The organism is Nonomuraea maritima (genome assembly GCF_900100395.1).
Lineage (GTDB): Bacteria > Actinomycetota > Actinomycetes > Streptosporangiales > Streptosporangiaceae > Nonomuraea > Nonomuraea maritima.
Genome location: NZ_FNFB01000012.1, coordinates 184,071 through 196,266 on the forward strand (window position 1 = coordinate 184,071; position 12,196 = coordinate 196,266).

The window sequence follows — 12,196 nt, forward strand, 5'->3', positions numbered from 1 at the left end:
CGTGCCCGCTCGGCGCGACGGCCCGGATCGCTCCGGCGCCGTCGCCCCCGCCGACGCTTCCGTCGTGCTCACCATCTCACCGTTCGTCGTCACTCGTCGTCGGGCTCGTCCTCGGCCAGGATCTGGTAGAGCTTGCGACGGGACTCCACCAAAGTCTTACGCGCTTCGCGGATCTGTGCGTCGTTGCCCGTCTGAAGAATTTGCATCATCGCGAACGCGGACTGCCGGGCGATGTGCCACAGATCGGCGGTGTTGTCGTCGATGTCGGGACGCATCTCGTCCCACGGGGCGCGGACCTCGTCGGGGTGCCCCTCGATGTAGGCGCGGCCCTCGTCGGTGAGGCGGAACGTCTTGCGTCCCTCGCTCTCCGACGAGATGACCAGGCCCTCGTCACTCAGCTGCTGCAGCGCCGGGTAGACGGCTCCGGGGCTGGGCTTCCAGCCGCCTTCGCTGCGCTCGGCGATCTCCTGGATGATCTGGTAGCCGTTGCGGGGCTCCTCGGCGAGCAGGGCCAGGATGGCCGCCCGTACGTCGCCCCGCTTGGCCTTGCGGCCCCGTCCGCCCCAGCCGCGCTGGCCGCCGCCCCAGGGCGCGCCCGGGCCGCGCCCGAAGTCGAAGGGGAACGGACCGGGACCGCGTCTTCCCCGCCCTCGGTGTTCGTGGTGCGGGCCGTGATGACCGCCGTGGTGGCCGCCGGGGGAGCCGCTGTGCGGGCCGCCGCGCGGCCCGCCGTGGTGGTCGCCGAAGTGCTCGAAGGCCTCGGCGAGGCTGCGCAGCGCCTCTTTGGCGGCGCGCTTGTACTCGTGAGCGCCGGGCCAGGGCTGGCCCGCAGCGAGAGGGTTACTCACTGTTTCCTCCTATATCGTGATCTATTCTCGATGCGTCAAAGATATATCGAGAACCGCTCGCCAACAAGCCCCTACGCAAAGTGAGCCAGATCACGAAAAAGTTGCGGAATTGGGGAACAGGATCGGAAGGGGACGCGTTGTTCAGAGCAGACGAGGTCGTTCCGCGTCGGCAGGGCTGGGGGGTGCTGTCGCCGTGGAGAACGACCTCGTCTGCGTTTCCAGACTTTTTCCCCGGCGGGGCCCGAGGATTTCGTCATTCCGCGGTTCGCGCGGGATGGCCTTGTGGTCCAGGTGCGATGCGGGTTGTCGCGCGTGGGGGCTTTGCCGGGGGTTGGGGTGAGGCGCTGGTTGCTGTCAGGGGAGATGCCCGTGCCCCGGCCCTGCGGGGCTCGCCGGGGCGGGACGCGTAAAGGCGTTCTTTGCCGTACAGTCCCGATCATGATGGGGCACACGCATGCGATGACCGGGGCCATCGCCTGGCTGGGGCTCGCTCCGCCGTTGGCCGCACTCCCGATGCTGAACGACGCGCCTTCGCGCTTCATCGAGACGGGCATCATGGCCACCGCCCTCAGCCCCGCCGAGCTGATCGCCGGGGCGATCGTGTGCGCGGGCGCGGCGATGCTGCCCGACCTCGACCATCCGAGCGCGACGATCGCGCAGACGTTCGGGCCCGTCACATGGGCGCTCAGCAAGACGGTGAACTGGCTCGCCGGCGGCCACCGAGGCGCGACGCACTCGCTGATCTTCGCCGCCGCGACCGGGTTCGGCGTCCACTGGCTGGCGAACGCCTATCCCCTCGGACGCGACATCATGGTCGTCCTGCTCGTCGGCCTCGCCCTGCGGGCCATCGGCGTCGGCATCCCCGGCAACAAGCTCGGGTCCGCGATGGTCAACATCGGGCTCACCGCAGGGTTGTTCGCCGTCTTCCTCTCCCTCGACGTCGGCTACGCCTGGCTGGGGCTGGTCGTCGGGATCGGCTGTCTCGCGCACGTCGTCGGCGACTGCCTGACCGAACGCGGCTGTCCCGTGCTCTGGCCGCTGTCCGTCACGTTCGTGCTGCCGTGGAAGATCGGCATCAAGACCGGCAGGAAGTTCGAGCAGAAGATCCTCGCGCCGATCCTGTCCGTGGCGATCGTGGGCCTGCTCTTCTGGCGGCTCGCGCCCGTTTAACTTGATGTCGAGATACCCTGATAATATCTTGACGTCGAGAGATCCGCCGCGACCTGTCACTTAGGCACACCTAACGTGCTGTTCGATCCGGGCGTGCGGCAGGATTTGCACTGAACACCGGTCTAACGAGGAGGCGAATCACCGTGTCCGCGAACAGCTTCGGCAGCCGTGACACGCTACGCGTCGGAGACGCGTCATACGAGATCTTCCGGCTTGACGCCGTCGAGGGCTCCGGACGCCTCCCGTACAGCCTGAAGATCCTGCTGGAGAACCTCCTCCGCACCGAGGACGGCGCCAACATCACCGGCGACCACATCCGGGCGCTCGGCGAGTGGGACCCGAAGGCCGCCCCGAGCGTGGAGATCCAGTTCACGCCCGGCCGCGTCATCATGCAGGACTTCACCGGCGTGCCCTGCGTCGTCGACCTCGCCACCATGCGCGAGGCCGTGCGCGACCTCGGCGGCGACCCGGCGCGCATCAACCCGCTCGCGCCGGCCGAGATGGTCATCGACCACTCCGTCATCGTCGACTACTTCGGCCACCCCGACGCCTTCCAGCGCAACGTCGAGCGCGAGTACGAGCGCAACCGCGAGCGCTACCAGTTCCTGCGCTGGGGCCAGACCGCGTTCGACGAGTTCAAGGTCGTCCCGCCGGGCACCGGCATCGTCCACCAGGTCAACATCGAGCACCTGGCCCGGGTCGTCATGACCCGCGACGGCAAGGCCTACCCCGACACCTGTGTCGGCACCGACTCCCACACCACGATGGAGAACGGCATCGGCGTTCTCGGCTGGGGCGTCGGCGGCATCGAGGCCGAGGCCGCGATGCTCGGCCAGCCGATCTCCATGCTCATCCCGCGCGTGGTCGGCTTCAAGCTCAACGGCCGCCTGCCGGCCGGCGCCACCGCCACCGACCTGGTCCTGACCATCACCGAGATGCTGCGCAAGCACGGCGTGGTCGGCAAGTTCGTCGAGTTCTACGGCGAGGGCGTCGCGTCCGTCCCGGTGGCCGACCGGGCCACGATCGGCAACATGAGCCCCGAGTTCGGCTCCACCTGCGCGATCTTCCCGATCGACGGCCAGACCGTCGACTACCTGCGTCTGACCGGCCGCTCCGAGGAGCAGATCGCCCTCGTCGAGGCGTACGCCAAGACCCAGGGCCTGTGGCTCGACCCGTCCGCGCCCGAGCCGGTCTTCTCCGAGTACATCGAGCTCGACCTCGGCACGGTCGTCCCGTCGATCGCCGGCCCCAAGCGCCCGCAGGACCGCATCGCCCTGTCCGACGCCAAGGTCACCTGGCGCCACGACGTGCGCAACTACGTCACCGACGACGTCGACGAGGCGTCGAAGGAGTCGTTCCCGGCCTCCGACGCGCCGGCCTCGAACGCCACCGCCAACGGCGGCCGCCCGCACAAGCCGGTCCCGGTCACGCTGGCCGACGGCACCTCGTTCGAGATCGACCACGGCATCGTCTCGATCGCCGCGATCACCTCGTGCACCAACACGTCCAACCCGTACGTCATGCTCGGCGCGGCGCTGCTGGCCCGCAACGCGGTCGACAAGGGCCTCAACCGCAAGCCCTGGGTCAAGACGTCGCTGGCTCCCGGCTCGCAGGTCGTCACCGGCTACTTCGAGCGCTCGGGGCTGCAGCCGTACCTCGACAAGATCGGGTTCAACCTCGTCGGCTACGGCTGCACCACCTGCATCGGCAACTCGGGCCCGCTGCTGCCCGAGATCTCCGAGGCCATCCAGGCCAACGACCTCGCCGTCACCGCGGTCCTGTCCGGCAACCGCAACTTCGAGGGCCGGATCAACCCCGACGTCAAGATGAACTACCTGGCCTCGCCGCCGCTCGTGGTGGCGTACGCGCTGGCCGGGACGATGGACATCGACCTCGACAACGAGCCGCTCGGCCTGGGCTCCGACGGCGCGCCGGTCTACCTGCGCGACATCTGGCCGTCGCCGGAGGAGATCGCGCAGGTCGTCCACTCCTCGATCGGCCGCGACATGTTCGAGCGTGACTACGCCGACGTGTTCAAGGGCGACGACCACTGGCGTTCGCTGCCGATCCCGACCGGCGACACCTTCGAGTGGGACGTCGAGTCGACCTACGTGCGCAAGGCCCCCTACTTCGACGGCATGCCGGAGAAGCCGGAGCCCGTCACCGACATCGCGGGCGCCCGCGTGCTGGTCAAGGTCGGCGACTCGGTCACCACCGACCACATCTCGCCGGCCGGCTCCATCAAGGTCGGCACCCCGGCGGCCCAGTACCTGCAGGCCCACGGCGTCGAGGTGAGGGACTTCAACTCCTACGGCTCGCGGCGCGGCAACCACGAGGTGATGATCCGCGGCACGTTCGCCAACATCCGCCTGCGCAACCAGATCGCGCCGGGCACCGAGGGCGGCTACACCCGCGACTTCACCCAGCCCGACGGCCCGGTGTCGTTCATCTACGACGCCTCCGTCAACTACGCCGCCGCCGGCACCCCGCTGGTGGTGCTCGCGGGCAAGGAGTACGGCTCCGGCTCCTCGCGTGACTGGGCGGCCAAGGGCACCGCGCTGCTCGGCGTCCGCGCCGTCATCGCCGAGTCCTACGAGCGCATCCACCGCTCCAACCTGATCGGCATGGGCGTGCTGCCGCTGCAGTTCCCCGAGGGCGCCTCGGCGCAGTCGCTCGGCCTGACGGGTGAAGAGACCTTCGACATCACCGGTGTCGAGGAGCTCAACCGCGGCGGCATCCCGAGCACGGTGCACGTCAGGGCCGGCGACATCGAGTTCGACGCGGTGGTCCGCATCGACACGCCGGGCGAGGCCGACTACTACCGCCACGGCGGCATCATGCAGTACGTCCTGCGCTCGCTGCTCGCCAAATAGGGCGAGCCGGCGTCAGGTCTTCCCGCGCTCCCGCCCGGTCATGAGCCGGGCGGGGGTGACGGGGGCCCTTGGCTCACACTGCCGGGGGTTGGGCGTGATCCTCACGCGCCCGCATCGGGGGAACCACCCGAACCCATGAGAGCCGCCCAGCGGGCAACCCCCCGCCGGGCGGCTCTTGCGTTCCCCGGAATTTCCGTGTTCGGCCGCCACGAGCCGTACGACGTCTGGCACGATGGCCCGTGCCACCCGGCGAAATACGTGTTCGCCGGGTGGCGAACTCAGAGCATGCGCCTCAGCACGGTCACGGCCTCAGCGACGGTTTCCTGGGACGCGCGGCCCACGAAGAAGTCGAACCGGTCCGGTGAGATGGCCCGCACCTGTTCGACCATCGCCCAGCTCGGCTTGGCCAGGCCGGTGCCGTCGGTGCCGATGCGGACGTGGGTGAGATATCCGCGTTCGCGGGTGGTCAGTGGCACCGCGAAGACGAGCCCCAGCCTCGACTGGTTGAGACTGTCGTTGCTGATGATCAGCGCAGGCCGTCCGTAACCCTGCTCGCGGCCTGTCGGGTCGCCGAAATGGGTGAACCAGAGGTCACCTTGGGTCAGTGTCATTCCTCTCCTCAGGGAAAGTGATCAAGCCCTCCCACTCAGGGGCTGTGCGTCGGGCGCGTGACGGCCGGCCCAGCACGAGCCGGCGCTCTGCGAGGTAGTCCTCCCAGGCCTCGGGGTTCTCGCGCTGCGTCTGCTCGATCTGCTCGTTGACCGTCTGCCAGAACAGCTTCTGCTCGTAGTCTGCGATGGCTTCGTTGAGCACCTCGGTCATGGCTCGGCCCTCCTGTCGGGCGATGCGGGCTAGTCGGTCTCTCGTCGCGACGCTGACGCGAATCGTCGTGGCTTTGGGCTTCATGCTCATACTCCAGAGGCTACGTCGGCGTCATGCGACGACTGTAGCAACCCATCGTCACTCTTGTATGGTGAATGGAAACAGAGAGTAATGATGATGTACTGGGTCGCATGAGTGAGACGGCGTTGGTGCTCCTGGTCGGCGGTCTGGCGGTCTTCGTCGGGGCGGTGGTGCAGGGCAGCGTGGGGTTCGGGGCCGGGCTGGTCGCGGCGCCCGTGCTCACGATGCTCGAACCCGACGTCATGCCCGGTGCGATCCAGGTGGTGAACATGACGCTGCCGCTGTTCACGCTGGCGCGCGAGTGGCGGACCGTCGACTGGCGAGGCTTCGGTTTCGCCGCCCTCGGACGGTTACCCGGGAGCATCATCGGAGCAGCCGTCATTGTCTACGTTTCCGTCTACACCCGCGGTCTCCTCGTCGCCGCCATGGTGCTGCTCGCCGTGGTGCTCACGGCCCGGTCGCTGAGCGTCCCGCGCAACGGCCTCACGATCACCTCGGCCGGTTTCGTGTCCGGCATCACCGGCACCGCCACCGGCATCGGCGGTCCGCCCGTCGCGCTCGTCTACCAGAACGCCAAGGGCGCCCAGATCAGGGCCACGCTCGCGATGTTCTTCCTGCTGAGCGCCGCCCAGTCGCTCGTCATCCTCGCCGTCGTGGGGGAGCTGCCCGCCGGCGCGCTGGGCATCGGGGCGGCGCTGGTCGCGCCCATGGTGCTCGGGTTCCTGGCCTCGGCCCCGCTCCGGCGCTACCTCGACGGCGGGAGGGTGCGCGTGGCGGTACTCACCGTGGCGGCCGCCTCGGCCGTGGGGCTGATCGCACAGAACGTGCTCACCCGGCTCTGACCTGCCGACGAGCCACTACTGCACGAGCTGCCTCTGGAGGGCGAGCGGCAGGCGGGCGACGAAGTGCGCGCCGCTGGGGGTGTCCGCGATCCGCAGGGTGCCGCCGTGGGCGCAGGCGATCTGCCGCGCGATCGGCAGGCCCAGCCCGGTGCCTCCCCGGTTGCGGTCGCGGGCGGTGTCCAGGCGGGCGAAGCGCTGGAAGACCAGCTCCCGCTCCGACTCCGCGATGCCCGGCCCGTCGTCGATGACCTCCAGCACCGCGACGCCGTGCGGGAAGCGGTGCGCGTCCTGCCGGGTGGCGGGCAGCTGCCGCACCTGTACGGTCGTCTTGGACCTGGCGTGCCGTTCGGCGTTGTCGAGCAGGTTGGTCAGCAGGCGCGACAGCCAGGCGCGGTCGCCCGACACCATCACGCCCGGCTCGAGCAAGCAGTTCACGGTGGTGTCCCCTCGGTGCCGGCACTCGGCCCGTACGAGTGCGGCGAGGTCCACCGGTTCGTCATCGAGGGGGCGTCCCGACTCCAGCCGGGTGATGAGCAGCAGGTCGTCCACGATCGCCTGAAGGCGCTCGAGACTGCTGAGGATCTTCGTGCCGAGAGCGGTGACGGTGGTCTCGTCCGGCGCGTGCAGGGCGTCCTCGACCTCCGCCTGGATCGCCGCGATGGGTGTGCGCAGCTCATGGGAGGCGTTCGAGGTGAAGTGACGCTGCTGTGTCACCGCGGCGTGCAGCCGGGTGAGCGTCCGGTTGACGGTCTCGGCCAGGTCGTGGATCTCGTCCTGACTCCCCGGAACGGGCACCCTGTGGTCGGCACGGACGTCGGCCATCCGGTCGAGCTCCGTCTGGATCATGGCGACAGGACGGAGGGAGCCGACGACGATCCGGCGTGCCAGGAGCGTCACCGCCGCCGCGAGCGCCGCCGCGGCGCCCAGCACCGTCGCGGCGAGCCACGGCTCGACGTAGGCCGGGATGGTGGGGGATGCGACGTAGACGGTCCAGAAGTGGCCGTCGCGGAGAGCGGGCTGGGCCACCACGATGTCGCACTCGCCTGAGGGGAAGACGCCGCCGCAGACGACGGAGGACGAGCTCTGGTCGCGTCCCGGGGAGCCGGCCATGGCGGGTTTGCCGTCCAGCTGCGGGGTGGAGGCCACCACCGCGCCCAGGTAGTCGACGATCTGCACGTTGCGGTTCGTGCGGACGGTCAGGGGGGTGACCGGTTGCCGGAGCTCCACCTGCATGGCCAGCCGCCCACGGGCGGCGGCGAGCTCGCGGGTGAGCGTCTGGGTGGCGTATTCGTGGAAGGCGAGCAGGAGTGTCACGGCCAGCAGCGCCGACAGCAGCACCGCGAGCGTGCCGGCGAACAGAGTAATACGTTTAGTGACCGAAATACAGCGCCAGGTAACCATGTGTCATCCCCTAGCAAGTTGAGCACACGGAACGCAGCCGTGTGTTCACGCCCGGGGCTCGGCTCCGCAATGGCAGGGCAACAGACGGTCAAGTCTTGCCGCCGCCACCTGGGCGCCGAACGACAGCGGCCCCCTCCGCCATGGGGAGAGGGCCACCGCCGTACGGGTCACCGGGTCAGGCGCCGACCGCCTTGAGCACCGCGTGCGCGATCGACTGCGGGTCGACGCCGAAGTGCCGGCGCACGGCCTCGCGGGTGTCGGAGAGGCCGAACCCGTCGGTGCCGAGCGACGTCCACGGCCGGTCGATCCACGGCCGGATCTGGTCGGGCACGGCCCGCATCCAGTCGCTGACCGCGATCACCGGGCCCTCGGTGCCGGCCAGGGCCTGCTGCACGTACGGTACGCCGGTCGTGGTCATGGCGTCGCGGCGCAGCTCGCTCCACGAGGTCACCGACCAGACGTCCACGCCCACGCCGTACTCGTCCTTGAGATGCTGCTGCGCCGCGAGGGCCCAGTGCATCGCCGTGCCGCTGGCCAGCAGGTGCGCCTGGCCGCCGCCCTCGGAGAAGCGGTACATGCCCTTGACGATGCCCTCGCGCACGCCCTCGGGCATCGCGGGCTGGGGCATCGGCTCGTTGTAGACGGTCATGTAGTAGAACACGTCCTCGGCCGCCGGGCCGTACATCCGCTCGAGGCCGTCACGCACGATCTCGGCCACCTCGTACGCGAAGGCCGGGTCGTAGGCCAGGCAGGCCGGATTGGTGGAGGCGAGCAGCTGCGAGTGCCCGTCGGCGTGCTGGAGGCCCTCACCGGTCATGGTGGTGCGGCCCGCGGTCGCGCCGACGAGGAAGCCGCGGCCGAGCTGGTCGGCGACCGCCCACATCTGGTCGCCGGTCCGCTGGAAGCCGAACATCGAGTAGAAGATGTAGAACGGGATCATCGGCTCGCCGTGCGTGGCGTAGCTGGTCGCCGCCGCGGTGAACGACGCCATCGAGCCCGCCTCGGTGATGCCCTCGATGAGCAGCTGCCCGTCGGTCGCCTCCTTGTACGCCAGCAGGAGGTCGCGGTCGACCGGCTCGTACCGCTGGCCGAGCGGGGAGTAGATCTTCGCCGTGGGGAACAGCGACTCCATGCCGAACGTCCGGGCCTCGTCGGGCACGATCGGCACCCAGCGGCGGCCCGACTCCGGTTCGCGCATGAGGTCCTTGACCAGCCGGACGAACGCCATCGTGGTGGCGATCGGCTGCTCCGAGCCCTTCGCGATCCGGTCGAAGGGCCGCGTGGCGGGCAGCGCCAGCGCGTGGTGGGACACGGTCCGGCTGGGGATGGGGCCACCCAGCTCGCGGCGCCGCTCGGCCGCGTACCGCGCCTCGGGGGAGTCGGGTCCGGGGTGCGCGTACGGCGGCAGCTCACCGCTGAGCGCCTCGTCGGAGATCGGCAGGCCGAGACGGTCGCGCATGGCGCGGAACTCGTCGTTGGAGAGCTTCTTCATCTGGTGGTTGGCGTTGCGCGCCTCGACGCCCTCGCCGAGCGTCCACCCCTTGACCGTCTGGACCAGCACGACCGTGGGGGCGCCCCGGTGGTCGACGGCGTGGCGGTAGGCGGCGTGCACCTTGCGCGGCTCGTGACCGGCCCGCGAGCCCGCGACGATGCGCCGCAGGTCCTCGTCGGAGTACCCCTGGGCGACGTCCAGGCCCTCGAACAGGTGGGTCCTGATGTAGTCGCCGGACGACGCGGCGAACGTCTGGAACTGGCCGTCAGGCACCTGGCCGAGCCTGGAGACGAGCTCGTCGGAGCGCAGCAGATCGTCCCACTCCGAGCCCCACAGCGCCTTGACCACGTTCCAGCCGGAGCCCCTGAAGACCCCTTCCAGTTCGTTCACGATGCGGGTGTTGCCGCGTACGGGGCCGTCCAGCCGCTGCAGGTTGCAGTTGATGACGAAGGTGAGGTTGTCGAGCCCCTCACGGGCGGCCAGGGTGAGCGCGGCCGTCGACTCGGGCTCGTCCATCTCGCCGTCGCCGAGGAACGCCCATACGTGGCTGGCGGAGGTGTCCTTGATGCCGCGGTTGTGCAGGTAGCGGTTGAACCTCGCCTGGTAGACGGCGTTCAGCGGGCCGATGCCCATCGAGACCGTCGGGAACTGCCAGAAGTCCTGCATGTTCCTCGGGTGCGGGTACGACGGCAGGCCGCCCGCGGTCTCCCGCCGGAACAGGTCGAGCTGGGCCTCGGTGAGCCGTCCCTCGAGGAAGGCGCGGGCGTAGATGCCGGGGGAGGCGTGGCCCTGGAAGTAGACCTGGTCCTCGGCCCCGTTGAAGAAGTGGTTGAAGCCGACCTCGTACAACCACGCGGCGGACGCGTAGGTGGACAGGTGGCCGCCCAGACCCAGCTTGCTGGCCCGGCTGACCATGACCGCTGCGTTCCAGCGGTCGTAGGCCGCGATACGCTCCTCCAGTTGGAGGTCCCCCGGATAGGGGGGTTCCTGTGCCGTCGGGACGGTGTTGAGATAGCGCGTGCTTGTGGCCAGCTTTCTCAACAGGAACTCGGCCCGTTCGGGGCCGGCCGCCCGGCGAACCGCCTCGAGCGATTCGAGCCACTCGGCGGTCTCCTGGGGGTCCAGATCTTTCTCCATGAAGACATTAAACACCCTTTAATCCAGTCATCTTATGATGGGATCTTTGTCCGCCTGCGTCCGTGATCTGGTGACCGCGCGAGAGCCCCTGTTCCTGCGGCTTTTTCGCGCGTATGGACGTCCAGGACAGGTCATGGCGGACACTCCGACCCGGAAGACGCGCCGGCCGGCAAGTTGACGAGTTCGCTGCCGGTGTGGCAATCTGATGGCGGCACCGAGGTTGACGCTCACAATATTTGTGGACACTCGTTTCTCTATGGGTTATGCTGCCCTCCCGTGCCGTCTGTCGATGCCCTGGACTCTGTCCGGGGCGTTTGTCATGCGCGCAGTCGACACCATCCGTGACTTCCGGAAGGACATCTGTTGGCAGCCTCGCGCAACGCCTCCGCCGTACCCGCTGGCCCCCGTCGCGCCTCCTTCGCTCGCATCCAGGAACCGCTCGAGGTTCCCGACCTCCTCGCCCTCCAGACCGCGTCCTTCGACTGGCTGCTCGGGAACGAGAAGTGGAAGGCCAGGGTGGAGGCGGCTCAGCAGGCCGGGCGCAAGGACGTCCCGGCCCAGTCGGGTCTCGAAGAGATCTTCGAAGAGATCAGTCCGATCGAGGACTTCTCGGGGACCATGTCGCTGTCGTTCCGGGACCACCGGTTCGAACCCCCGAAGCACTCCGTGGACGAGTGCAAGGACAAGGACATGACCTACTCCGCGCCGATGTTCGTGACCGCGGAGTTCGTCAACAACACCACCGGTGAGATCAAGAGCCAGACGGTGTTCATGGGCGACTTCCCGCTCATGACGCCGAAGGGCACGTTCGTCGTCAACGGCACCGAGCGCGTCGTCACCTCCCAGCTCACCCGGTCGCCCGGCGTCTACTTCGAGCGCACCGTCGACAAGACCTCCGACAAGGACCTCTACGCCTGCAAGGTCATCCCGTCGCGGGGCGCCTGGCTCGAGTTCGAGATCGACAAGCGCGACAGCGTCGGCGTCCGCGTCGACCGCAAGCGCAAGCAGCACGTCACCGTCCTGCTCAAGGCGCTGGGATGGACGAACGAGCAGATCCTCGAGCGCTTCGGCCGGTACGAGTCGATGCGGGCGACCCTGGAGAAGGACCACACCGCCGGCCAGGACGACGCGCTGCTCGACATCTACCGCAAGCTGCGGCCGGGCGAGCCGCCGACCAAGGAGTCGGCGCAGACTCTGCTGGAGAACCTCTACTTCAACCCCAAGCGCTACGACCTGGCCAAGGTCGGCCGTTACAAGATCAACAAGAAGCTCGGCGTCGATTCGCCCATCGACCACGGGACGCTCGCCGAGACCGACATCGTCGCGACCATCGAGTACCTCGTCCGCCTGCACGCGGGTGAGTACGCGATGCCGGGCGCCGACGGCGAGGTCATCGTCGAGGTCGACGACATCGACCACTTCGGCAACCGGCGCGTGCGCAGCGTCGGCGAGCTCATCCAGAACCAGGTCCGCCTGGGCCTGGCCCGCATGGAGCGCGTCGTCCGCGAGCGGATGACCACGCAGGACGTC

General features: G+C 68.9%; 8 protein-coding genes and 1 pseudogene. 4 read left to right on the top strand and 5 right to left on the bottom strand.

The window, feature by feature from the left end; translation table 11 throughout:
- Positions 1–89: 89 nt before the first annotated feature.
- Positions 90–848, bottom strand: a complete 759-nt coding sequence (locus tag BLR04_RS20855) for a PadR family transcriptional regulator (RefSeq protein ID WP_090767745.1) — start codon at positions 846–848, stop codon at positions 90–92.
- A gap of 438 nt (positions 849–1,286) precedes the next feature.
- On the opposite strand from BLR04_RS20855, the gene BLR04_RS20860 reads away from it, so the two are divergent.
- Complete coding sequence (locus BLR04_RS20860; RefSeq protein WP_090767747.1) at positions 1,287–2,018, top strand: metal-dependent hydrolase; 732 nt, start codon at positions 1,287–1,289, stop codon at positions 2,016–2,018.
- Between the two features lie 143 nt (positions 2,019–2,161).
- A complete protein-coding gene (acnA, locus tag BLR04_RS20865; RefSeq protein WP_090767749.1) occupies positions 2,162–4,891 on the top strand; it encodes an aconitate hydratase AcnA in 2,730 nt (909 codons plus the stop codon).
- Positions 4,892–5,169: 278 nt separating this feature from the next.
- On the opposite strand, the gene BLR04_RS20870 is transcribed toward acnA, so the two are convergent.
- Positions 5,170–5,502 (bottom strand): type II toxin-antitoxin system PemK/MazF family toxin, encoded by a 333-nt coding sequence (locus BLR04_RS20870; RefSeq protein ID WP_090767752.1) that lies wholly within the window; start codon positions 5,500–5,502, stop codon positions 5,170–5,172.
- Entirely contained in the window at positions 5,483–5,803 is a 321-nt protein-coding gene (locus BLR04_RS20875) for a ribbon-helix-helix domain-containing protein (RefSeq protein ID WP_090767755.1), read from the bottom strand. Before BLR04_RS20875 ends, BLR04_RS20870 begins: the two co-directional genes overlap by 20 nt.
- Before the next feature lie 101 nt (positions 5,804–5,904).
- Here BLR04_RS20875 and BLR04_RS20880 point away from each other — a divergent pair, with 101 nt between their 5' ends.
- On the top strand, positions 5,905–6,636 hold the full coding sequence (locus BLR04_RS20880) for a sulfite exporter TauE/SafE family protein (RefSeq protein WP_245740385.1): 732 nt from the start codon (positions 5,905–5,907) through the stop codon (positions 6,634–6,636).
- A 15-nt stretch (positions 6,637–6,651) separates the two neighbouring features.
- Here BLR04_RS20880 and BLR04_RS20885 read toward each other — a convergent pair whose 3' ends face one another.
- Positions 6,652–8,037 (bottom strand): sensor histidine kinase, encoded by a 1,386-nt coding sequence (locus tag BLR04_RS20885; RefSeq protein WP_090767758.1) that lies wholly within the window; start codon positions 8,035–8,037, stop codon positions 6,652–6,654.
- A 175-nt stretch (positions 8,038–8,212) separates the two neighbouring features.
- Positions 8,213–10,666, bottom strand: coding sequence for a pyruvate dehydrogenase (acetyl-transferring), homodimeric type (aceE, locus tag BLR04_RS20890; RefSeq protein WP_090767762.1), 2,454 nt, complete (start codon positions 10,664–10,666; stop codon positions 8,213–8,215).
- Positions 10,667–11,029: 363 nt separating this feature from the next.
- On the opposite strand from aceE, the pseudogene BLR04_RS20895 reads away from it, so the two are divergent.
- Positions 11,030–12,196, top strand: a pseudogene (locus BLR04_RS20895) (DNA-directed RNA polymerase subunit beta); the annotation flags it as partial.